The sequence below is a fragment of the Teredinibacter sp. KSP-S5-2 genome (genome assembly GCF_032773895.1).
Lineage (GTDB): Bacteria > Pseudomonadota > Gammaproteobacteria > Pseudomonadales > Cellvibrionaceae.
Map to the genome: position 1 here is coordinate 3,332,628 of NZ_CP120416.1, position 22,782 is coordinate 3,355,409.

21 protein-coding genes are annotated in these 22,782 nt (G+C 45.5%); 1 reads left to right on the forward strand and 20 read right to left on the reverse strand.

Going from position 1 to position 22,782, the window contains the following annotated elements; genetic code table 11:
- Positions 1 to 24 precede the first annotated feature (24 nt).
- The 16 genes from smrA to P5V12_RS14360 form a co-directional block, all read right to left on the reverse strand.
- Entirely contained in the window at positions 25 to 597 is a 573-nt protein-coding gene (smrA, locus tag P5V12_RS14285; RefSeq protein ID WP_316953758.1) for a DNA endonuclease SmrA, read from the reverse strand.
- A gap of 10 nt (positions 598 to 607) precedes the next feature.
- Positions 608 to 1,972 (reverse strand): nucleotide 5'-monophosphate nucleosidase PpnN, encoded by a 1,365-nt coding sequence (gene ppnN, locus P5V12_RS14290; protein WP_316953759.1) that lies wholly within the window; start codon positions 1,970 to 1,972, stop codon positions 608 to 610.
- Between the two features lie 36 nt (positions 1,973 to 2,008).
- The gene (locus P5V12_RS14295; protein WP_316953760.1) at positions 2,009 to 2,473 is read right to left on the reverse strand and encodes a peptidylprolyl isomerase; all 465 of its coding nucleotides are present in this window, start codon (positions 2,471 to 2,473) and stop codon (positions 2,009 to 2,011) included.
- Positions 2,474 to 2,639: 166 nt separating this feature from the next.
- Entirely contained in the window at positions 2,640 to 4,577 is a 1,938-nt protein-coding gene (gene acs, locus P5V12_RS14300) for an acetate--CoA ligase (RefSeq protein WP_316953761.1), read from the reverse strand.
- Positions 4,578 to 4,722: 145 nt separating this feature from the next.
- On the reverse strand, positions 4,723 to 5,103 hold the full coding sequence (panD, locus tag P5V12_RS14305; protein WP_316953762.1) for an aspartate 1-decarboxylase: 381 nt from the start codon (positions 5,101 to 5,103) through the stop codon (positions 4,723 to 4,725).
- 4 nt (positions 5,104 to 5,107) lie between these two features.
- Positions 5,108 to 5,983 carry a pantoate--beta-alanine ligase gene (gene panC, locus P5V12_RS14310; RefSeq protein ID WP_316953763.1) on the reverse strand — a complete coding sequence of 292 codons (876 nt, stop codon included), beginning with the start codon at positions 5,981 to 5,983 and terminating at the stop codon, positions 5,108 to 5,110.
- Between the two features lie 136 nt (positions 5,984 to 6,119).
- On the reverse strand, positions 6,120 to 7,406 hold the full coding sequence (gene dnaB / locus P5V12_RS14315) for a replicative DNA helicase (RefSeq protein WP_316957436.1): 1,287 nt from the start codon (positions 7,404 to 7,406) through the stop codon (positions 6,120 to 6,122).
- 256 nt (positions 7,407 to 7,662) lie between these two features.
- Positions 7,663 to 8,112 carry a 50S ribosomal protein L9 gene (rplI, locus tag P5V12_RS14320; protein WP_316953764.1) on the reverse strand — a complete coding sequence of 150 codons (450 nt, stop codon included), beginning with the start codon at positions 8,110 to 8,112 and terminating at the stop codon, positions 7,663 to 7,665.
- Positions 8,113 to 8,145: 33 nt separating this feature from the next.
- Positions 8,146 to 9,015, reverse strand: a complete 870-nt coding sequence (locus P5V12_RS14325; RefSeq protein ID WP_316953765.1) for a hypothetical protein — start codon at positions 9,013 to 9,015, stop codon at positions 8,146 to 8,148.
- A gap of 27 nt (positions 9,016 to 9,042) precedes the next feature.
- Positions 9,043 to 9,270, reverse strand: a complete 228-nt coding sequence (rpsR, locus tag P5V12_RS14330) for a 30S ribosomal protein S18 (protein ID WP_316953766.1) — start codon at positions 9,268 to 9,270, stop codon at positions 9,043 to 9,045.
- 2 nt (positions 9,271 to 9,272) lie between these two features.
- Entirely contained in the window at positions 9,273 to 9,740 is a 468-nt protein-coding gene (gene rpsF, locus P5V12_RS14335) for a 30S ribosomal protein S6 (protein ID WP_316953767.1), read from the reverse strand.
- 219 nt (positions 9,741 to 9,959) lie between these two features.
- Positions 9,960 to 10,703, reverse strand: a complete 744-nt coding sequence (gene rlmB / locus P5V12_RS14340) for a 23S rRNA (guanosine(2251)-2'-O)-methyltransferase RlmB (RefSeq protein ID WP_316953768.1) — start codon at positions 10,701 to 10,703, stop codon at positions 9,960 to 9,962.
- Between the two features lie 14 nt (positions 10,704 to 10,717).
- Positions 10,718 to 13,192: a ribonuclease R gene (gene rnr / locus P5V12_RS14345; RefSeq protein WP_316953769.1), complete on the reverse strand. Its 2,475-nt coding sequence runs from the start codon at positions 13,190 to 13,192 to the stop codon at positions 10,718 to 10,720.
- Between the two features lie 126 nt (positions 13,193 to 13,318).
- Positions 13,319 to 14,209: an SMP-30/gluconolactonase/LRE family protein gene (locus tag P5V12_RS14350; RefSeq protein WP_316953770.1), complete on the reverse strand. Its 891-nt coding sequence runs from the start codon at positions 14,207 to 14,209 to the stop codon at positions 13,319 to 13,321.
- A gap of 17 nt (positions 14,210 to 14,226) precedes the next feature.
- Entirely contained in the window at positions 14,227 to 15,213 is a 987-nt protein-coding gene (locus P5V12_RS14355; RefSeq protein ID WP_316953771.1) for an aldo/keto reductase, read from the reverse strand.
- 1 nt (position 15,214) lies between these two features.
- Complete coding sequence (locus P5V12_RS14360) at positions 15,215 to 16,462, reverse strand: glycoside hydrolase family 18 protein (protein ID WP_316953772.1); 1,248 nt, start codon at positions 16,460 to 16,462, stop codon at positions 15,215 to 15,217.
- Positions 16,463 to 16,639: 177 nt separating this feature from the next.
- Here P5V12_RS14360 and rfbB point away from each other — a divergent pair, with 177 nt between their 5' ends.
- Positions 16,640 to 17,707 (forward strand): dTDP-glucose 4,6-dehydratase, encoded by a 1,068-nt coding sequence (rfbB, locus tag P5V12_RS14365; protein WP_316953773.1) that lies wholly within the window; start codon positions 16,640 to 16,642, stop codon positions 17,705 to 17,707.
- A 4-nt stretch (positions 17,708 to 17,711) separates the two neighbouring features.
- Here the strand turns inward: rfbB and P5V12_RS14370 are convergent, their stop codons facing one another.
- The 4 genes from P5V12_RS14370 to P5V12_RS14385 are packed head-to-tail and all read right to left on the reverse strand — an operon-like array spanning position 17,712 to position 22,563.
- Positions 17,712 to 18,785 carry a chemotaxis response regulator protein-glutamate methylesterase gene (locus tag P5V12_RS14370; RefSeq protein ID WP_316953774.1) on the reverse strand — a complete coding sequence of 358 codons (1,074 nt, stop codon included), beginning with the start codon at positions 18,783 to 18,785 and terminating at the stop codon, positions 17,712 to 17,714.
- A 35-nt stretch (positions 18,786 to 18,820) separates the two neighbouring features.
- Positions 18,821 to 19,645: a protein-glutamate O-methyltransferase CheR gene (locus P5V12_RS14375; RefSeq protein WP_316953775.1), complete on the reverse strand. Its 825-nt coding sequence runs from the start codon at positions 19,643 to 19,645 to the stop codon at positions 18,821 to 18,823.
- A 31-nt stretch (positions 19,646 to 19,676) separates the two neighbouring features.
- Complete coding sequence (locus P5V12_RS14380) at positions 19,677 to 20,192, reverse strand: chemotaxis protein CheW (RefSeq protein WP_316953776.1); 516 nt, start codon at positions 20,190 to 20,192, stop codon at positions 19,677 to 19,679.
- Between the two features lie 25 nt (positions 20,193 to 20,217).
- On the reverse strand, positions 20,218 to 22,563 hold the full coding sequence (locus P5V12_RS14385) for a methyl-accepting chemotaxis protein (RefSeq protein WP_316953777.1): 2,346 nt from the start codon (positions 22,561 to 22,563) through the stop codon (positions 20,218 to 20,220).
- Between the last annotated feature and the right edge of the window lie 219 nt (positions 22,564 to 22,782).

Genomic DNA, 22,782 nt, shown 5'->3' on the forward strand with positions numbered 1-22,782 from the left:
ACAAATATCTTCCAAAGTTTATTCTTATTTGTTTTTTAAGTTTGCCTCTCTGGCCTGCTCGCTTTTTTTATCACTCTTTTTGAGTAACACATAGGTTGCACCATAGCCGCCGTGCCATTTTTGCGCAGTGTGATACGCCAAAACTAAATCTAACTGTGGTAACCAGTGATTAACATGGCTTTTAAGTAATGCTGGTGTATTTCTACCTTCACCTTTTCCATGAGTAATTAACGCCATACGTACATCATTCGACACACAATCCGTGACAAATTGAAATACCGCTTTTCGAGCTTGTTCCACCGTTAAGCGATGGAGATCCAAGCGTGCATCAATCTGATACTTTCCTTGACGGAGATTGCGATAGACGCCATGTTGAACCCCAGGCCGAACAAAACTTAGAACATCATAGGGATCAAGCATCACCTCTGGTGCACTTGATAACGGATCTTCTTCCGGCTTTTGCTCATTTTCTGCAGCCACTCGACGAACCGATTTATCTACATTTCGATCAGCAGATTGCTTAACCGCCACTCGCTTTTCGAAATTTATCGGCTTAACATCACCGCCCAGTAGATTGCTAAAATCTTCGTCCGACATAACACAATCATCAGCTCACGATTCGGTAACAGGGGACATATTCCTGTGTTGGAATCTTCATTCGTTTTTGTGCCACAAATGAACGTAATAATTTTTCCAGAGGTGCAATTATTTCTTGCCCCCCTTTGATCTCATATGGCCCGCGTTCGGCGACAGCTTGAATACCATGCGCTTTCACGTTGCCATCAACAATACCGGAGAATGCACGTCTCAAATTCGCAGCCAGAATATGCGGTTCCTGATCTCGGTACAGGTTAAGTTCCGCCATATTTTCATGGGTGGGGTTAAATGGTTCCTGCAGTTCTTTTTCGATATGTAACACCCAGTTGAAATAAAACGCATCGTGGGTAGCTCGACGATAAGCTTCTACCTGAGCAACCTGCTCTCCCATCCGCCGTGCAACCAGCACGGGATCGTTAATAATAATTTCGTATTTTGATTGCGCTTGAGAACCAAGCACAGCACCAATAAATTCGTCAATCTGCTCAAAATATTCGCGAGAAGATTCAGGCCCGGTAAAAACCAACGGGAAAGGAATATGTTTGTTTTCCGGGTGAAGCAAAATACCAAGGATATATAACACTTCTTCCGCAGTTCCCACACCACCGGGGAAAACCACAATACCATGACCACATCGAACAAACGCCTCCAGGCGCTTTTCAATATCAGGCATGATGATAAGTTGATTTACTATCGGGTTGGGTGATTCGGCGGCAATAATTCCGGGTTCAGAAATACCGACATATCGACCAGGCAAACGCTGTTTTGCATGGCCAAACGTTGCCCCTTTCATTGGGCCTTTCATTGCACCGGGACCACAACCTGTGCAAATATCGAGGCCCCGCAGCCCCATTTGGTAGCCGACTTCTTTGGAATAATCATACTCCACCGGACCAATGGAGTGCCCTCCCCAACAGACCACTAAGTTGAGCAGCGAGTTGGTTTCCAATAGACCCGCATTCCGGACAATGTGAAAAACTGCGTTACTGATTCCTTTAGAGTCATGAAAATCAATATCGCGGTTTTCCGTGAGTTCGTTATTAATATAAATAATATCTCGAAGAACAGAAAATAAGTGTTCCTTAATCCCTTTAACCATTTTGCCATCAACAAAGGCTTCAGCCGGGGCATTTTTTATATCCAGCTTAATGCCTCTTTCCTGTTGAATAACGGATATTTCAAAGTCTTTGTAGGCTTCCAGAATTTCTCTTGTATCGTCCGTCTCATTGCCAGTGTTCAACACTGCCAGAGCACAACGACGAAAAGATTCGTAGACTTCGGGTTCCTTAATATGTATCAGCCGCTCAACTTCAAGTTGTGATAAAACCTGCAATGTTTCTTCGGGAGCAATCCTCGCTGATATTTTTTCACTCATATAACGACCTTCAAGATATTACTTCTATTTTTTCAATTAATGCACGTGACCATGTTCGATTTCTTCTTCGCTGGCTTCACGAACAGAATCGATAGTAACGTCAAAATTTAACACAACACCGGCCAAAGCGTGGTTAGCATCAATAGTAATGCCATCATCTTCCACTTTTTTCACAACCACAAATTGCACTTCACCATTTGGACCTTGCGCCTGGAACTCCATGCCTTCTTTGATTTCATCAATACCAGTAAAGACATCGCGTGGCAACTTCTGCACCAGATTCTCGTCCACCTCACCGTAACCATCTTTAGGCTGAACAGTAACCTGCTTCTGCTCACCAGCTTCAAGGCCAATTAACTCATCGTCCAAACCTGGGATAATATTGCCAGCACCAGCTAGGTATTTTAATGGTTCACGACCTGCTGAACTATCAATTACGTCACCGTCATTGTTGGTCAAGGTGTAATGAATTGCCACAACGCTATTGTTTTCGATTTTCATAACTATTCTCCTAGTTCGATTATTAAGCGCCGAGCAATAAATAATTTTTACTTAATGAACAACGCAGAAATGAAAAAAGCGGGCGAGCTATCCGACAACCAGATAGCGTTCCCCGCTTCACCATACCTCTCTTCATAATAACCAAAGAGAGTTGCGATAATTTAAACTACTTGTTTAAACGATTTTCGATTAACTCATCCACCACGGACGGATCCGCCAGTGTAGAGGTATCACCCAGGCTATCGATTTCGTTTGCAGCCGTTTTACGAAGAATACGACGCATAATCTTACCTGAACGCGTTTTCGGTAGGCCAGGAGCCCACTGAATGAGGTCTGGTTTGGCAATTGGGCCAATTTCTTTTACGCACATGCTGACCAGTTCTTTCTTCAACTCATCAGTTGGTTCAACACCTTGCATCAACGTGACATAGGCATAGATACCCTGGCCTTTAATATCATGAGGGTAACCCACAACCGCAGCTTCTGCCACTGACTCGTGCAATACCAAAGCACTCTCGATTTCAGCTGTCCCCATGCGGTGACCAGAAACATTGAGCACGTCATCTACACGACCAGTAATCCAGTAGTAGCCGTCTTCATCACGACGTGCACCGTCACCGGTGAAGTAATAGCCAGGATAGGTGCTGAAATAGGTTTGTACCATTCGCTCATGATCGCCGTATACGGTACGGATTTGGCTTGGCCATGAAGATTTAATCGCCAGACTGCCCTCACCTACACCGTCAATCTCGTTGCCTTCCTGGTCTATAAGCACAGGCTCAACACCGAAGAACGGCTTAGTGGCGGATCCAGGTTTCAAATCAGTTACGCCTGGAAGTGGCGTAATCATGTGTGCTCCAGTTTCGGTCTGCCACCAGGTATCGATAATTGGGCAGCGCTCTTCACCAACAACGCGGTAGTACCACTCCCAAGCTTCCGGGTTAATTGGCTCACCCACTGTACCGAGTAAACGTAGCGATTTACGGGATGTTTTAGTAACCAGTTCATCGCCTTGTCCCATAAGGGCACGGATAGCAGTAGGTGCGGTGTAGAAAATACTGACGTTGTGCTTGTCACATACGTCCCAGCAACGGGAAGCAGATGGGTATGTAGGCACGCCCTCAAACATTAAAGTGGTGGCACCATTGGTTAGCGGTCCGTAAACGATATAGGTGTGGCCAGTAACCCAACCCACGTCCGCAGTACACCAGTAAATTTCGCCGTCTTTATAATCGAATACATACTTGTGGGTCATTGCTGCTTGCAATAGGTACCCACCGGTTGTGTGCAACACACCTTTCGGCTTACCAGTTGAGCCGGAAGTATAAAGAATGAATAAAGGATCTTCGGCATCCATAGACTCTGGCGCGCAGTCGGCAGACACCGCAGCCGTGGCTTCGTGGTACCACACATCACGATTATCATTCCAGGCAATATCACCACCGGTACGCTTAACCACAAGTACCGTATTTACACATGCACATTCAGCAACAGCTTTATCGGCATTCGCTTTCAGTGGCACAGCTTTACCACCGCGCAGGCCTTCATCTGCTGTAATAACCACCTGACAGTCAGAATCCAAAATTCGGTCTTTTAGTGCTTCGGGAGAGAATCCACCGAAAACCACAGAATGAACCGCACCAATTCGGGCACAAGCCAGCATCGAGTATGCCGCTTCAGGAATCATTGGCATGTAGATACATACACGATCCCCTTTTTTAACACCACGATCTTTAAGTACGTTTGCCATACGACAAACTTTTTCGTGCAGTTCTTTATAAGTAATTTTTGCATCAACGGAAGGATCGTCCCCTTCCCAGATAATTGCAGTTTGGTCACCGCGTGTTTCTAAATGACGATCAATACAGTTAACGGTTACGTTAAGCTTACCGCCGTCAAACCATTTAGCTTCACCCTTATGAAAATCAAACTCGCGTACTGTGTTCCACTTTTGATCCCAGGTTAGGAACTCTTCCGCTTTCTCAGACCAGAAACCCTCAGGGTCTTCCACCGATCGCTTATATTCAGCTTCATATTGTTCTTTGTTTAAATGAGCTGAGTCAGCAACCGCCGCAGGAACGGGATAGACGTGCTGTTCTGACATAACATAACTCCATCATTCTTTATTTATTAGTTGTAAGTGTTATTTTCCTAATGGCGCCAAACCTAAAGGTTGACGTTTTATCTCCATAAAAAAACAGTTTGAGGACTGGGTGTAAATCAGTACTGCTCAAACTGTTTTTAAATTCTTAAGCAACTTGAACCGGAATAGTATTGCTAGTTCGTTCTACAGAGTTATCTTGGTTTAAGTAGACGAGCTTGGGTTTATAATTATCGGCTTCCTGTTCAGTAAAACTAGCATAGGCGGCAATAATGATTCTGTCACCCACCTGGACTTTTCGCGCAGCAGCGCCGTTCATCGAAATAGTCTTTGATCCAGGCTCAGCCAGGATTACATAGGTAGAAAAACGCTCGCCATTGTCGACATTATAGATTTCGATTTTTTCAAATTCCCGCAGCCCAGCCATGCGAACCAAGTCTGCATCTATTGCGCAAGACCCGTCGTACCACAACTCCGCTTGCGTCACGCAAGCCATGTGCAACTTACCTTTAAGTAGCGTAATTTGCATAGAATTAACCTCTTACTGCCTTTTCTTCTGTATACAAATCCAGAGAAAGATTATCAATTAAACGCGCATTTTGTGTGTACATTGCGCCGAGCACCGTGATTTCAAGGTCATCATGGGCAGCTGGCTCCAATGTCTTACTATTGCTAATAGTCACATAGTCGGGACGAAAACCCGCTTTTTCAATTTGTGACTTAGCTTCTCCTTCGAGCTTCAGGAAGTCTCTATTTCCCTCTTTGACCTGATCACAGATCCAGCTCAATGAGCGATGTAGCTGGTTTGCTCTCGGTCGCTCCTGCTCAGTAATGAAACTATTGCGAGAACTCATGGCCAAGCCGTCTTTCTCTCGGACAATATCTCCCGCGATTATTTCCACCGGCATACACAAGTCTTCTACCATTCGGCGAATAATCGCCAGTTGTTGGTAGTCTTTGTTACCGAAAATCGCCAAATCAGGCTGCACAATGTTAAATAACTTGCTAACAACCGTGGTCACACCTTCAAAGTGACCTGGACGACTGGAGCCACACAGCACATTGGTCATCGAAGGTACGATAACCCGAGTCTGTTCGTCCATTCCATTGGGATACACTTCAACCTCTTCAGGGTGGAAAAGGTAATCACACCCGATAGAAGTGAGCTTGACAATATCTTGCTCCATCGTTCTGGGGTAGCGATCCCAATCTTCGTTAAGGCCAAACTGCAACCGATTCACAAAGATACTGACCACAACCACGTCCGATAGCTGCTGAGCCTGTTCGACCAAGGCCAGATGGGCATCATGTAAGTTACCCATGGTTGGCACAAAACCGACTTTTTTCCCAGCCGCTTTCGCCTCGCTAATCGCGAGACGGATGCTTTTTATATGATGAAATACATCCATCAGGGTTTCATTTCCTCATCAGTCAAACATGTGTTTAGAGGCCACCCATATGCTGCAGGCGCAAATCATACTCTGCGAACCATGGATGGTACAGCCTACTATGGTATAACCTGAAAAATCACTGGACGGGCTGATATTATTCAGCGTTTTGATAGTATTCAGGCGCCAAATTATCGAATCTGGTGTACTTGCCAACAAACGCCGCACGGCAGGTACCTACTTCACCGTTCCTATGTTTGCCCACAATCAGCTCGGCAACACCTTTGTCCGGGCTGTCTTCGTTGTAATACTCATCACGGTAGATAAACAATATTACGTCCGCATCCTGCTCAATCGCACCGGACTCCCGCAGGTCAGAGTTCATCGGCCGCTTGTTCGGACGCTGCTCAACACCCCGGTTCAACTGAGACAAAGCGATCACGGGACATTCATATTCTTTAGCCAACGCTTTCATCGAGCGGGATATTTCAGAGACCTCTTGGGCACGACCTTCTGATGAGCCTCCCACGTGCATCAGCTGGATATAGTCGATCATTACCAGAGACGGATTACCATGCTCTCTCGCAACCCGCTTAACCCGGGCACGTACTTCATTGGGCGTAAGCCCTGCGGTATCGTCGATAAACAGTTTCTTATCTTTCATCTTTCTGGCCGCCATTTCCAACTTGGGCCAGTCTTCCTGAGTCAGAGAGCCGTTACGGATACGCCCCTGATCTATTCGGCCAATTGAGGAAAGCATCCGCATAATCAACGAGTCCGCTGGCATTTCCATACTGAATACCAGGGTGGGCTTATCCTGAGTCAACACTGCGGACTCAACGAAATTAAGCGCTAAGGCCGTTTTTCCCATAGAGGGACGCGCGGCCAAAATCACCAGCTCACCCGGCTGCCAACCCGAAGTCCGCTCATCCAACTCGGTCAGCCCTGTGGACAACCCGGTAATGTCACTTCCAGAACGCACCAACTCATCGATTTTGTTAATCGTAACTTTAAGCAGTGAATTAACATCAACGAAGCCGCCCTCTTTTGGACGCTCTTCAGCAATCTCAAGGACACGTTTTTCTGCGAACTGTAGAAGGTCTTCGGAGCCCATTCCTGCCGGATTGTAGCTGGCTCGGCTAATCTCGGTAGCGGCTGAAATAAGCTGTCTAAGAGTAGATCGTTCCCGAACGATCTTGGCATAGGCTGCAACGTTAGCACTGCTGGGTACATTGGTTGCCAGGTCGGTTAAGTATTCGAGACCTCCAGAGCTATCCAACTCGCCCTGGTGGGCAAGCTCTTCAGAAACCGTGATAACATCGATTGGTTGGTCTTGCTCACGCAAGGCCTTCATAATGCGGAAAATCTGCCGGTGGCGGGCAACAAAGAAATCATTCTCTGTTACCACTTCTGTCACGGAGTCAAAATTCTCTGCATCCTGCATCAAGCCGCCGAGTACAGACTGTTCTGCTTCTGCGGAATGAGGAAGTGAGCTGGCCGGGGAGACGTCCCCCACCTCGGAATCTAGATGCTCTGACTCAAAGTGTTCCAAAAGCGTCTCTCCAATTACACGAGACCAGTAAGAGAAGGGTATAGATTAAACGCAAATTGGGCACATACCTAGTTCTATTCATGAACGGATATGCACCCAATTAACTATCGCCTGTGACTTACGGAGCTTGTGGCTCCGAAACTCAAACTTACTCAGCTTCGACTACTAGCTTAATAACCTGAGTCACATCAACGTAAAGCTGGATATCGACATCGAATTCGCCAACTTCGCGCAAAGTACCTTGAGGCAATTTCACTTCTGATTTAGCAACTTGAATGCCAGCGGCAGTCAAGGCTTCAGCGATATCACGAGTACCAATAGAACCAAAAAGCTTACCTTCATCACCAGCATTGGCTTTGATGGTTATAGAACCCAGCTCTTCAAGCAGCTTGGCACGACCTTCAGCAGCTGTACGCTTGTCTGCAGCAGCAGCTTCCAGCTCAGCACGACGTGCTTCAAATTCTGCAATATTTGCTTCAGTAGCAGGAATAGCCTTACCTTGAGGCAACAAATAGTTACGGCCAAAACCGGCTTTGATTGTAACTCGGTCACCAACTGTACCCAGGTTACCAACTTTCTCGAGTAGAATAACTTCCATCTCGCTTACCCTCTAGTTTCACATTACCGCCCTTTAAGGTTGCGGTAATAAATTAAATCGTTTTCTGTAGTTAAGCCAAGCATCTGTCAAACCAATCAGGGACAAAATGAACCCTATTGGCGGAAAGATGAATAGCGCTATATATAAAATGACAACAGCGGCTACATTCATTTTGTATTTCGCTATTGCACAATGTGCTATACCCAAACCAGCAACCAGCAGAGGAAGGCGAAACAACCCACCCCAGAACTGATACTCTGCCCCGCTGAAATCGCAGTAAGCTACCGCAATACCACTTGCCAAAGCGAGAGCACCGGTTAACCGAATACTATGAAACTCAGACTGAAAACCACCTGGGTTAAAGAGTATCGCTTGCCACCATCTGGCGACAAATAAACCAGCTACGGTTGTAAAGCCGACCCAGAGTGCTATCACTCCAGATGCCTTTTTTGTTGTCCATGACCCTAATATTTCAAGTACTTCAGCGCTAGGCTGCTTGTCCGGGGACACCATAAGCTTTTGATAAAAAGCCGACAGTTCACCCGCCAGGTCTTCGACACTCAGTGTTACCAACAACGCCGACAGCATGCTAAACGCAACTAACGCCGCTAACGTTGCAGACCATGAGACTGTTGCTCTTAATATGCCTGCAACGACATAGGAAACACAAATTACGGCAACACCCGCGAATACTTTTGCTACACCAACATCTCCAACCCATATTGCCAGAAATACCGGCAAACTAGCCCAGAGGGTAACCAAAAAGCCTTCTTGCCAACCCTTTCTCAGGGTAACAAGTCCCAGTGTTGCCTGGGTAAGCAGTGGGAACCAACTCCCAATAAGCGCTATGCTCACTGCCTGGATGCGCCCACGCATGATGAATTCAGCTAGTGCGCGCATCATATTTATATCTCTTTACTGCGCCTGCGATTACTCGTGAGCATCAGTATAAGGTAACAACGCGATATAACGAGCGCGCTTAACCGCAGTGGCTAGCTGACGCTGATACTTCGCTTTAGTACCAGTAATACGACTTGGAACGATTTTGCCTGTTTCAGTGATGTAGGCTTTTAAAGTTTCCAAATCTTTATAATCAATTTGCTTCACGCCTTCAGCAGTGAAACGGCAAAACTTACGACGACGGAAAAAACGTGACATGCTTAAACCTCCTCACTTCCAGCTTCTTCTGAATCATTTTCTTCTGAATCTTCATAATCATCAGATGATTCATCATCTTCTTCTTGCTCTTGTGCTTCAGCTTCTTGCTGTGCACGACGCTCCGCACGATTCTTGCGCTCGCGGTTTTCTTTCTCAGCTTTCATGATTGGTGACTCTTCGGTCACAGCTTCATCCGTACGGATAACCATGTTACGAAGAACAGCATCGTTGTAACGGAAAGTAGTGGTTAGCTCTTCAAGCACTTCATCAGTACATTCAATGTTCATAAGAACATAGTGTGCTTTATGAATTTTATTGATGGAGTAGGCTAACTGACGACGACCCCAGTCTTCCAAACGGTGTACTTGGCCGCCGCTTTCTTTAACGGATGAGGTATAGCGCTCGATCATGCCGGGCACTTGCTCACTCTGGTCAGGGTGGACCAGAAACACAATTTCGTAATGTCGCATTGTCGCTCCTTACGGGTTAGTAGCCTCCTGCATAAAAAATGTATGCAGTGAAGCAAGGAGTATCGCCTCCTGGCCCAATAATGGGGGACGCAGGGGCGGGTTGGGCGGCGTATTCTAGGGAGTTGACGCCGAAAAAGCAACTTAACGGCAACAGAAACCACTGAAATCTCCCCCTTCAGAGGCAAAGCTCACGTATCAGGGGGCTTTTCTGATCAATAGTTAACGGTTAAGACGTTGTCTGAGCACTTCAAATAAGACAACGCCCGTGGCAACCGAGACATTCAAACTGGAGACACTGCCCTGCATAGGGATCTTGATCAACTCGTCGCAGGTTTCCCGAGTGAGTCTGCGCATACCATCCCCTTCTGCCCCCATCACAATCACTCTGGGGCCCGACAAGGTGGCATCATAGATAGTTTGCTCAGCTTCCCCCGCCGCACCATATACCCATAACCCCAACTCCTGAAGCTTCTTCAGACTCCTGGCCAGGTTGGTTACCGGAATTAACGGAACCGTTTCAGCGGCGCCACAGGCGACCTTACGGGCCACATCATTCAAGCTGGCAGAGTTGTCTTTAGGAACCACAACAGCATCCACCCCCGACGCATCTGCCGAGCGCATACAAGCCCCAAGGTTATGAGGGTCGGTCACGCCGTCCAGAACTAAAATAAGCGGCTCTGAATCCAGAGTTTGCACCATCTCATACAGTGCCGCCTCATCCAGCTTTTTACCGGGCATCACGTAGGCGAACACCCCTTGATGCTTGCCATCGCTCATGGAATCCAGGGTTTTCTTATCAACAAGTTTTATCGGTATACCTTGTTTCTGAGCTGCAGTGACTACTTTTTGCATGCGTTGATCCTGCCGACCTTCGGCAAGATAGAGTTCAACAATTTTTTTAGGTGCAGATTTTAGGAGTGACTGTATGGCGTGAATACCATAAGCCTGATCGAGTTTGGCCATAAAATTCTATTTGCTTACTTTTTCTTTTTAGGTTTATTTGAACTTTTCTTCTTCGCCGATTTTACGGGCTTCTTCTTTGCCATTTTCTTCGGCTTGCGGACTTCCTGGTTTTGCTTGCCGTCTTCCGACTCGGGTGCGGACAATTTTCGTTTCCGAGGCTTCCGCCCTCCAGCTTTTCGAGCGCGCTCCCGTTCGTAATCTTTAGCCAGGTTTTTTGCCTGGTCCGACACTTTGACCTTAGAACGTTTTTTTGACTTAACCTGGGTAAGTTCAAAGTCCACCGTGCGCTCTTCCAGGTTGACACGGACAACCTGTACTTCAAGCTCATCCCCTAAACGAAAAACTTGCCGGGTTCGTTCACCAACAAGCCGGTGATGGGCCGGTTCGAAATGATAATAGTCCTGCGGAAGCGCCGTAATATGCACCAATCCTTCCACATACATATCTTTCAATTCGACAAACACGCCAAAAGCTGTGACGGAACTGACAACGCCTTCAAATACTTCGCCGACATGATCCTGTAGGTATTCGCACTTTAACCAGGTCACCACATCCCGAGTGGCATCATCGGCTCGCCTTTCACACAAAGAGCATTGCTCGCCAAGGCCAACCATTGCCGAAAAGGAGTAGGGATATATTTCTTGCTCCGGCAGTTTCGGCGCTCCGGGCACACGAACCACTTTTTTGGATTCCGCATCCGAACGAATAATGCAACGTATCGCTCGATGAACAAGCAAATCGGGGTAACGACGAATAGGCGACGTAAAGTGTGCATATTCCGTGTATGCCAAACCGAAGTGCCCCATATTATCCGGCTGATAAACCGCCTGATTCATGCTGCGCAACAACACTGTTTGAATCAGGTGCGCATCCGGGCGCTGTGCAATTTGTTGCATCACATCCTGGTAATCCGCCGGCGCAATTTCACCTTTGGAATACATAGAAATACCCAACTCGCCCAGAAACTCAAACAGCATTTCCAGCTTTTCTGCCTTGGGTGGTTCATGCACACGATATAGCGCGGGGAGTTTATGTGCTTGTAAAAATTTCGCCGCGCATACATTTGCGGCCAACATGCATTCTTCAATTAGCTTGTGGGCATCATTACGTTCGACAGGAATAATTTTTTTAATTTTCCGCGACTCATCAAAAATAATTCGGGTTTCTTTGGTTTCAAAATCAATGGCTCCACGCTGTTCCCGCGTGCCACGCAGCACCTGATACAAGTCATGTAAGGCATCGATCTGCTCAAGCACATGATAGTATTGCTTGCGAACACCACTGCGTTTTTTACCTCGATCCTCGATTATTTTTCCAACATCGGTATAGGTTAAACGCGCATGAGAATGCATGACGCCTTCGTAAAATTTATAACCACTAATTTTCCCCGCCGCGCTGATCGTCATTTCGCACACCATGCACAATCGATCAACATTCGGGTTCAGCGAACACAAGCCATTCGATAAAACCTCGGGCAGCATGGGCACAACAAAATCAGGAAAATAAACCGATGTACCTCTTAAAACAGCTTCTTTATCAAGCGCACTACCAACCTGTACATAATGAGACACATCAGCAATGGCGACATATAATCGCCAACCACCAGAAGCTTTTGTTTCGCAATAAACCGCATCATCAAAGTCGCGGGCGTCTTCGCCATCAATCGTCACTAAAGGCAACTGACGTAAATCAATTCGGTGTTGCTTATCCTGCTCAGACACTTCAGGACTAATCTGCGCAACTTGCTGTTCAACGCTGTGAGGCCATACATTGGGGATATTGTGCGAACGAATGGCAACATCTATTTCCATTCCCGGAGCGAGGTGATCGCCCATCACCTCAACCACATTCCCTGCCGGCGGCGAATTGCGCGCTGGCTGCTGAATGACATCCACTAAAACAAACTGTCCGTTCTGTGCGCCGTTTGCATTTTCGGGAGGAACAATAATGTCATGACCAATGCGGGTATTGTCAGGCCGAACAAAGCAGATGCCTCGCTCGCAAAAATATCGCCCAACAATTTGGGTGGTATTGCGGGTTAAGACTTCAACAATATTTCCCTCACGACGCCCTTTAAAATCCGGCGGGCCTGGGCGAACAAGAACTTCGTCACCATGAAACACTTTGCGCATTTGTCGATTCGTCAAATACACATCTTCAGAACCATCGTGTGGCAATACAAAACCGTAACCGTCTCGATGCCCCTGCACCACGCCCTTAACCAAATCCATTTTATCAATGCGACCGTAAGCACCTTTGCGGTTAGACACAATTTGTCCATCCCGCTCCATCGCACGCAAACGTCGACGTAAAGCTTCTATATTGTCGTCAGAGGTTAGTTTTAAGGCTCGACACAATGATCGGTGGCTCATCGGGCCAGAGGACTTTTCTAGAATATCGAGAATTAATTCTCTACTGGGAATGGGGTTTTGATACTTTTGAGATTCGCGCTCAGCGAATGGATCTAATTGCTTAAATATTTTACTCAAATTGACGCCTGCTTTGAGAGTCTGTGCCAAGACACGACTTTAATGGCTTTAGGTTTAGCTCTATTTTAGCCTGAAATGACTAAACCTTCGCGGTTTAGTCATCAAAGTGAGCCAAGTTTAGCCAAATCACTGCTGCTCAACCCAAGCCCGGCCGGGAGTATCCGTAAAAAATGTTTCAATTGCACCACGTTTTTGCATGGTAACGAAAACCTGCTTGCCATCAACCCCACCAAAAGCCACATTTGTTGGGTGCTGCCCCTTCAATTTCACTTCTCGAATTAATTTGCCTTCAGGTGACACTATGGCCACAACACCAGCACCATAACGAGCGATATACAGATTACCGGAAACATCACAGCGCATGCCGTCCATACCAAAATCGTCAAATTCGATAAAGGTTCGTTTATTGGAAACATTTCCAGATGCATCCAGGTCATAAGCGTAAACTTTTCGCTGAACACTTTCGTTTACATACAAAGTACGGCCATCTGGGCTGACTTCAACACCGTTGGTTGTCCCCATATTGGATTCCAGAAGCGTGACCTTACCCTCTTCAACACGCCATAGGTTACCGGTACTGTTTGCCCAGTTGGGATCACTGGCGAATAAAATTCCATTCGGCGCAATGGCAATATCATTTGGCTGGTTCATTTTAGGGTTGTGTGCATAGACGCTCACTTTTTTTGATTGAGCATCCACCTTCAACACATTATGAGCTGAGTAATCCGCAATCAACATGTTGCCATGCCGATCAAAACGAATACCATTGCCCGTACTACCTTCAGGCAAAGTTACATACAACTCTGGCTGCATTTTCTTCGGGATAACACCAATCGTTCCCTGCTCTTTAAAGTTCACCGCATACAAATGTCCGTTTGTATCCACCGCTGGCCCTTCGATACCATTGGTGAAATCCCCATCCTTGGTCCAGTCCGATACAGTAAACAGTTCTTGAGTTGTTGAGGCACATCCAGAAACAAGTGCCACAACCAGTGGCATCGCAGTCATAAGCCGCATGAAAAACTCCTGATTTTTTAAGAAAGCGTTATTGTATTTATTAAATCAATTTCTTCTTGCGAGAAAGGTGCAGAGTTTAACGCATTTAAATTATTTTTTAGCTGTTCGAGGGTTCTAACCCCCAGCAGTGTCGTGGTGGGTTTGCCTTGTAGAATCCAGGCCAACGCCATCTGCGCCAATGGTTCGCCCCGCTGCTCTGCTAAGGAATGTAACTGACTGACTTTTTTCTGGATATCTTCCGTTATCCAAGCAGCCTGTAAATTGCCTGTATCCCGTGATGCTCGAGAGTCCTGAGGAATACCACCCAGATATTTACCAGAAAGCACGCCTTGAAATAATGGTGCAAATGCCACGCTTCCCACACCGTGGGTTTGCAACATATCAAACAAACCATTATCCGGTTCCCGATTCAACATGGAATAGCTCATCTGGTGGGCGAGAATCGAAAAGCCCATTTCCGATGCCATATGAATCGCTTTTTCTGTCTCATCAACGGAATACGCAGAAATACCCACGTACAAGCTTTTTCCCTGTGCCACTATGTCCCGTAATGCTCCCATAGTTTCCTCAAGCGGCGTATTCGGGTCTGGTCTATGGTGATAATACAAATCCACATAGTCCAACTGCATACGCTTGAGGCTCTGATCCAAGCTGGAAATCAAATGCTTGCGCGAACCCCAGTTACCATATGGGCCGTCCCACATATCCCAACCGGCTTTGGTCGTGATAAAGAGTTCATCGCGTAAATTAAAGAAATCACCAGAAAGGTATTTTCCCAAAGTCTTTTCCGCAGAACCTGGGGGAGGACCATAGTTATTCGCCAAGTCCAAATGCACGACACCATGATCAATGGCGTAGTGCAGCATTTTCTGAATTTCCCGCTGGTCATCCTGCTCACTAAAGTTATGCCACAAACCAAGAGATAAGGCAGGTAATAAAACGCCGCTGATTCCACAGCGGCGATATTCAATGCGTTGGTACCGTTCGGAATCCGGTGTCCACATATTATTTTAATCCTTCTACGATTGCGCCTAGAAGCGCACCCTCTTCGTCATCACCACTAAGTTGCCAGAAGAAAGCGCCACCCAAGCCTTTTTGTTTTGCGTAATCCATCTTACCAAGAACGGTTTCTGGTGTGTCATAACTCCACCATTCTCCATCACAGAATCCGTAAGCGGTGCCGCCCACGATTCCACTTGCAGGACAACGTGTTTTCAAGATGTTGTAAGAATCAGCTCCCAATTCATGCTTACCTGGTGCTGGGGCAGATGCACTACCCAAGGCTTCCGGCTGAGAAACACCGGTCCAACCACGACCATAGAAACCAATACCAAGGAGAATTTTTTCTGCTGGGATGCCTTGTTCTAACATATAACGAATTGAGTCGTCCGTTGAGTTTTTCTCTTCATCGGTACCTTCTGTACCCGGCACACGGAACAACGGAGAGTGAGGATAAGTTGGACCTTGAGACGCCCAACCACCAGAATAGTCGTAAGTCATGGGCATAAAGAAATCGATATAAGGAGCGGCTTTTGCGTAATCCGCAGCGGTAAGCGTTTTTAGCTGTGCGCCAATGGCAGTGGTCACCAACTCGTCGTTACCAAATCTTTCGCGTACAGCTTTCATCAATTTGTAGTAACCGTCACGACCACTCTTATCACACTCAATACCACAGGCATTCGGGTATTCCCAGTCAATATCGATACCGGCGAACAATCCCTCCCAACGAGGATCATGAATCATGTCATAGCAGGAATCAGCAAAGGTTTCGACATCGTTTGCTGCCTCGATAAACCCGGTTGATAACGTCCAGCCACCAATAGACCAGAGTAGTTTCAAATCAGGGTACATTTTCTTCAGTTTGATTAGCTGGCCAATCACACCTTTAACTTTAGCGTCTTCGGCATCTGCAACGCCATCAACACTGTCTTCTGCGCTGTATGCATGCTCTATCGTCGCAGGCACTCTATCCAATACACACTTACCACCTTCAACACCACCAAAAGCAAACAGAATATGGGTTAACTGTTCGGCCGCACCACGGGTAACCACATCTTTAACCCGATATCCGCGCTCAGGCTCCCATGCAGGGAAATACCCGACCACTTTTGGCTTTGCACTCACTTCAAGCTCCTCTGTCACCGCCGTTGATGCTTGTTTCTCTTCTTTCGGTGCAGGAGACTCAGATTCACTGCATCCGACAAAAAACACCCCCAAAATAAGAATACTGAGAAGCTTACTGGTTAACCGCATATAACACCCCTGAATTGTATTGAATGGAGTTAAAAATCAGCCAAAATAAGGTAAAAATAGTATTAGGCTATTGATAACTCTAGGTAAAACTCTTCACTATTATAAACATAGAAGAGTGAAAATCATGACGCCTGTCACACCTAAAATAGCCTTTAGCAACAGAAAAGTGCGTGAATAATGTATAAACAACTATTAATTACCGGTGGGGCCGGATTTATCGGGTCAAACTTCGTTGCACATTGGCTTGCCCAACATCCGCACACGCAAGTAACGATACTGGATTTACTCACCTATGCCGGCAATATGGCCAATCTGCAATCCGTTGCAGATAATCCAAACCTTTCCTTTGTTCGAGGTGATATTGGCGATAAGGCATTGGTTAGCAGCTTGTTCGCCGAAAAAGACTTCGACTGCGTTGTGCACTTTGCAGCAGAATCCCATGTTGATCGCTCAATCGAAGAACCTGATATATTCCTCAAAACCAATGTACTGGGCACGCACAACCTGCTGGAATGTGCCAAGCAGCACTGGCTATATCCAGGGGCAAAGCCGCGCACCCATCTGTTTCATCACGTTTCAACGGATGAAGTTTTTGGTAGCTTACAGCCTGGAGAGTCGCCCTTTACAGAAGAAAACAATTACAAACCAAACTCACCCTATTCTGCGAGTAAAGCTGCATCTGACCACTTAGTCCGCGCTTACCACAACACATATCAACTCAATACATCAATATGCCATTGTTGTAATGCCTTCGGCCCACATCAGCACACAGAAAAACTTATTCCCAAAACAATCCATGCGATATTGTCGAATAAGACTATTCCCGTATACGGCGATGGTTTACAAATCCGAGACTGGATGTACGTTCATCACACAGTAGAAGCCATCGAAAGAATCATCACAAAAGGGGAAAAAGGCGAAGCATATAATGTCGGTTATAATCAGGAAAAAACCAATATGACGCTGATTGGTGAAACATGCTCACTTATGGATAAACTGTTTGCGGATAACACACAACTACAACGCCAGTTTCCAGAAGCCACCAAGGCCGCTGAAGGAAAATCAAAAGAATTAATATCTCACGTTGAAGATAGGCTAGGGCACGATAGACGCTACGCAATAAATGCTAATAAGTTGTCTGCCCATTTAAACTTTTCCCAAACAGGATCCTTCGAAGAAAACCTACTCGATACCATCCGATGGTTTATTCAACAGCACACTAAAGTCAGTACTATCGATATCTGATACATCAATTGTGTGTTTCCAATAAAAGCTGCTCTGCAATAGAACCAAGGGGCAGCACTTTATCAACCGCATTTCTTTTTATCGCTTCATTGGGCATACCAAACACGGCACAACTCTGTTCATCTTGAGCAATGGTAACAGCTCCCTCATCGTGCAATTCTGACATCCCCCGAGCACCGTCATCTCCCATTCCGGTTAATATTACTCCCACAATATTTTTCCCTCCATATTGCGCAGCCGATCGAAATAACACATCAACCGATGGGCGATGTCGAGACACCAACGGGCCTCCGCGTAATTCAACAAAATAACGAGCACCGCTTCTTTTGAGCAACATATGCTGATTGCCTGGCGCCACTAAAGCCGTTCCCCGTAAAATAGTTTCGTTATTTGTTGCTTCCCGAACGGTTATGTTGCACTCCTGATTTAATCGGTTAGCGTAGCTTTTGGTAAAATGTTCCGGCATATGCAAAACAATCAAGATTCCTGGTGAGTCCTGGGGCAATTGAGTAAGGATTGCTCTAATCGCTTCGGTTCCTCCAGTTGACGCACCGATAACAACGAGTTTCTCCGTTGTCCTGGTCATTGACAGAGCTTGCCTTTGACGGCCGATGATCACATCAGCCGTTAATTTGGTCTGAGGCTTCTTAATTTCGGTTCGCTTTCTTAAATGCCCTCTACAAGCCGCAGCCGCTTTAATCTTATCAACGATCTGAACCTTGGACTCCTCAATAAACAACTTTGAGCCTAATTTTGGTTTGGTAATAATTTCTACCGCACCAAGCTCCAAAGCCTTGAAATAAGAATCCGTGCCCTGCTCAGCCAAGGTTGAACAGATAATAACGGGCATCGGGTTCTGCTCCATGATTTTTTTCAGAAAAGTCAGGCCATCCATACGAGGCATTTCAATATCTAAAATCAGCACATCAGGAACGGCTCTTTTTAGTTTCTCTACAGCGAAATACGGATCCTGAGCGGTGGATATCAGCTCCACCTCGGCACTACCAGCAAGCACCTGTTCGAACACATTCCTGATTAATGCAGAGTCATCGACGAGCATCACCTTGATTTTACTCATTCCCAAATTCCTGTCGCTAGTGAACACAGAGATAACTACGGGTCATATTGATATACAGTAGAGCTGACGTTTTTTATGGGCAAACCTTTTGGCAACATTCCTTCTGACGGCCCAATAAAAAGGTATCCTTTTGGTTTTAGAACGGAGAGCAGTTTTTCGATTACTGCATCTTTATTTTCTTTGTTAAAGTAAATAAGAACATTTCGACAGAAGATCACATCCATAGGTTGAATTTTACGGTAATCCCCCGTAATCAAATTAAATAGGCTTAAGTAAACTCGCTGCCTTAACTCCGGAACGATACGGTACACGGCCTCACCCTTTTTACTTTTTAGCAAAAAACGCGAACTTAAATTTTTATCAATAGGAGTCACAGCTTCAGATGGATAAATTGCTGCACGCGCTTTTTGCAGAGAAGGTATCGATATATCCGTTGCCATAATCTGGCATCGATATAAAGGAATATCATGCAGCCTAAAATACTTGGCAGCGATCATTGCCATAGTATAAGCCTCCTCTCCCGTAGAGCAAGCTGCACTCCACATATTCAGAGAGGCTGAGTTTTTCCTTCGAAAAAAATCAGGAAGAACACGATCATATAAAAAATCGAAATGCGAAGGATCTCGAAAAAAATCTGTTTTATGGGTGGAAACAAGATCGATTAATATCTGAAGCTCTTTTTCACCTTCATGGCAATTAGAAAAAGAGAACTTGAGGTAATCACCAAAATTGGACATTCCCAAGGCATTGAGGCGCTTATTCAGGCGGGTTTCCAACATTGTCAGTTTATTTACAGGCGTTTTTATACCCAACTGACTCTCAATAAACCCCTGCAACCTGACGAACTCAGACTTGGACATTCTGTAAAGTCCGAAATCCATTTTTGACTGACTATTCGGCAATACTATTTTCTTGCTCCGCATCGCGAATAACACCAAGCTCTTGCTGCGTAAAAATTTTATTAATATCCAGCAGCATTAAAAACTTTTCGTCAAACTTGGCCATGGAAGAGATAAAATCATAATTAATACGTGCACTCACACGAGGGGCTGGATGCAAATCATCAGAGTCGAGTTCAATTACTTCATGAACAGAATCTGTTAGCGCACCAATTACGGTGTTTTCTCCAGCAACCACGACTTCCAGGACAACAATACAAGTATCAATAGTTGGAACAATAGGGGCTAAACCAAACTTAAGCCTCAAATCAATAATTGGGACAACACTGCCCCGTAAATTTAATACTCCATAAAAGAAATCGGGTGTTTTCGGGACTTTAGTCACCTCGCCCAATTCAAGGACTTCTTTGACAAAACTCACACTGACAGCATAGTACTCATCATCCAATATAAATGTTAGATACTGGTTGATATCCTCTTCGAATGTTTCAGAAACAGGCTGCCCCATTTAGTGCCTCACTATACCGTTGTTATTACGCTTGACGTTCAAAGTCATCGTCAGACAAATCACCGAGGGAATCGTCGAGATTAATCGTCACTCCAGACTCATCAGAACCTGTATCTGGAATAAACTCTTCCTTTCTGGAAATAGCATTCACTTTAGGCTTATCGGTTTTTTTTGCACTTTCCTCTAACTGAAAAAAACTAATTACTTCGCGCATCTGTTCTGCTTGAGCATTCAGCTCTTCAGCCGTAGCTGCACTTTCTTCTGCAGCACTGGCATTCTGTTGAATCACGCTGTCTAATTGTTGTATCGCCTCATTAATTTGAGATACACCAATTTTTTGTTCCCGACAAGCAGCACTAATTTCCTGCACCAGCTCCGCCGTTTTTTGAATATCCGGCACCAATACTTTTAACAACTCTCCAGCCTCTGCAGCGGTATCAACACTCGAAGAAGTTAAGTCACTAATTTCACTGGCCGCGTTCTGACTGCTGATTGCCAAATGCCTGACTTCCGAAGCAACTACCGCAAAGCCCTTACCTTGCTCTCCGGCACGTGCCGCTTCAATGGCTGCGTTTAACGCCAATAAATTTGTTTGCCGGGATATTTCACCTATGACCGATATTTTCTCTGCAATTTGACGCATTGCGTGTTCAGTTCGGCTAACGGCATCTCCACTATTTTGCGCATTTTGTGCGGCTTGATTGGCAATTTTTTCTGTTTGCCCAGCGTTATCGGCATTTTGTTCGATATTCGCACTCATTTCTTCCATAGCAGAAGAGGTCTGTTCAATCGCAGAAGCTTGATTACTTGCCCCGGCTGCTATTTGTTGCGAGGCGGTACTCAATTGCTCAGCACCACTTGAAACATTATTACCTGCAGCCTGAAGCTCGCCAATAACATTGGCAAGTTGGTCTACCATCTGCTGATTGGCACTTAGAAGTTGACCAATTTCATCGTCTCTATCTTCGCTTTCTTCAACATTCAAATTACCTTGTGCAACACGTGCCAAAGCCGCCACGGCTTTCTCCAAAGGCCGTGATATCGCACGAGAAAACAGTAAAGCGATGACAAATGAAACAACAACAGCAATTAAGACCATAATTGCTGTATCTCTTTTTAATCCGTGGATTCCCTCCATTGCCTCTTCAGTATCTTTTTCACTTAAAATGCCCCAGTTTAACCCGGGAATTTCAAGCGGTTCATACGCGGAAAACACCGGCACACCACGGTAATCCAAAAATTCTGACTGACCATGACGACCGGCAAAAACACTTTCCGCTCCGGGTGAATTAACTGGTTGAGTTAAAATACCGGTATTAAGGTGATCAATCATCTTCAAGTTCTGTTGTGATAGACCAATTTCCTTCATCTGTTCCAGATACGCATCTTTATCGGTAAGCATGAAGCGGGAATCACTGCGCAGTTTTAGGTCATCTCCGACAATATAAACTTCACCGGTTTCCTCCATGCCAACCGCTTCCCAGCGCTGATTACTGGTTGTAATATCAGATAACCTTGCAACTGGAACCTGAATAGCAAAGATCCCAACCAGGGTTTCACCATCGTAGATAGGTGCAGATATAAACATTGCAGGTGCATTATAGGACGGCTGGTAAAATGCAAAATCCGCTGTGTAAACATCATCAATCAGGTTGAGCTGAACCGTTTCGCGAAATGCCTTACCTAAAGACGACTCAACATAAGGCCCCCGCAACAAAGATGTAGCGAAATCCACTTCTTTGTATACCGAATACACCACATAGCCTGTTTCAGGCTCGATAAGAAACACATCATAAAAACCAAAAGTGTCCATTAAACTACGGAAAAACGAGTGATACTTTTTATGGACCTGACTATATGTAGTGTTGTCTTTTGCAGCCTCCATTAAATGTTTTGATCCAGTGGGGGCACTGTTGTTGGAGGTGTACTGATATTGAAGGTAGCGGGTAATAACGTCTTGCGGCAATACAGTCTGAATCGATACGGCATTTTCTGAGTTTTGATTTAGCTTCGGAACAAACTCTGTCCTATAATACTTGATTAAGGAATTATTCAGCTCTTCATCTTGTGCCGTTTGAGCTGCTTTTTTCAGACTGAAAAATGATGCATTAAATTCTTTTGCGCTTTCAATCACAACCGGTGCGGTGGAGAAGTTTTTTACTTGCTTCCTTAGCTGCTCGAAAAATAACTTAAGCTCTTCAGCCTTTCCTTCTCGCGTAGCCACCAACTGATTAAATTCAGCGTGTCTCAATGCCACACTTGCTTCATAGTAGGACAAATAGCCTATAGTGACCGACAGTGCAGTACTCATTAAAACAAGCGTAATTGATAACTTATAGGATAATTTTAAATTTCTGAAAAATGACCGCATTTAGCAACTCCAGACCCTAGTAGCGATTGACCAAATAAGTTGATTTTGCTTCCAGTTCTCAAAGAATAGCGTCCCCAACACTTTACCCCTATACCGTTATGGTCTAAAAAAAGGAATAAACAATTCCCACAAAGAATAGGTTTATTATATTTAGCACATATATTTGATTTACGAACAACCGAACTATAATTAAATCATTTCTGCAAATACGGATTGATT

Bases quoted from the DNA above. Each gene is read 5' to 3' on its own strand.
- smrA (WP_316953758.1), bottom strand. From the start codon at position 597: ATGTCGGACGAAGATTTTAGCAATCTACTGGGCGGTGATGTTAAGCCG.
- ppnN (WP_316953759.1), bottom strand. From the start codon at position 1,972: ATGAGTGAAAAAATATCAGCGAGGATTGCTCCCGAAGAAACATTGCAG.
- P5V12_RS14295 (WP_316953760.1), bottom strand. From the start codon at position 2,473: ATGAAAATCGAAAACAATAGCGTTGTGGCAATTCATTACACCTTGACC.
- acs (WP_316953761.1), bottom strand. From the start codon at position 4,577: ATGTCAGAACAGCACGTCTATCCCGTTCCTGCGGCGGTTGCTGACTCA.
- panD (WP_316953762.1), bottom strand. From the start codon at position 5,103: ATGCAAATTACGCTACTTAAAGGTAAGTTGCACATGGCTTGCGTGACG.
- panC (WP_316953763.1), bottom strand. From the start codon at position 5,983: ATGGATGTATTTCATCATATAAAAAGCATCCGTCTCGCGATTAGCGAG.
- dnaB (WP_316957436.1), bottom strand. From the start codon at position 7,406: ATGCAGGATGCAGAGAATTTTGACTCCGTGACAGAAGTGGTAACAGAG.
- rplI (WP_316953764.1), bottom strand. From the start codon at position 8,112: ATGGAAGTTATTCTACTCGAGAAAGTTGGTAACCTGGGTACAGTTGGT.
- P5V12_RS14325 (WP_316953765.1), bottom strand. From the start codon at position 9,015: ATGATGCGCGCACTAGCTGAATTCATCATGCGTGGGCGCATCCAGGCA.
- rpsR (WP_316953766.1), bottom strand. From the start codon at position 9,270: ATGTCACGTTTTTTCCGTCGTCGTAAGTTTTGCCGTTTCACTGCTGAA.
- rpsF (WP_316953767.1), bottom strand. From the start codon at position 9,740: ATGCGACATTACGAAATTGTGTTTCTGGTCCACCCTGACCAGAGTGAG.
- rlmB (WP_316953768.1), bottom strand. From the start codon at position 10,703: ATGGCCAAACTCGATCAGGCTTATGGTATTCACGCCATACAGTCACTC.
- P5V12_RS14350 (WP_316953770.1), bottom strand. From the start codon at position 14,209: ATGCGGCTTATGACTGCGATGCCACTGGTTGTGGCACTTGTTTCTGGA.
- P5V12_RS14355 (WP_316953771.1), bottom strand. From the start codon at position 15,213: ATGTGGACACCGGATTCCGAACGGTACCAACGCATTGAATATCGCCGC.
- P5V12_RS14360 (WP_316953772.1), bottom strand. From the start codon at position 16,462: ATGCGGTTAACCAGTAAGCTTCTCAGTATTCTTATTTTGGGGGTGTTT.
- rfbB (WP_316953773.1), top strand. From the start codon at position 16,640: ATGTATAAACAACTATTAATTACCGGTGGGGCCGGATTTATCGGGTCA.
- P5V12_RS14370 (WP_316953774.1), bottom strand. From the start codon at position 18,785: ATGAGTAAAATCAAGGTGATGCTCGTCGATGACTCTGCATTAATCAGG.
- P5V12_RS14375 (WP_316953775.1), bottom strand. From the start codon at position 19,645: ATGTCCAAGTCTGAGTTCGTCAGGTTGCAGGGGTTTATTGAGAGTCAG.
- P5V12_RS14380 (WP_316953776.1), bottom strand. From the start codon at position 20,192: ATGGGGCAGCCTGTTTCTGAAACATTCGAAGAGGATATCAACCAGTAT.
- P5V12_RS14385 (WP_316953777.1), bottom strand. From the start codon at position 22,563: ATGCGGTCATTTTTCAGAAATTTAAAATTATCCTATAAGTTATCAATT.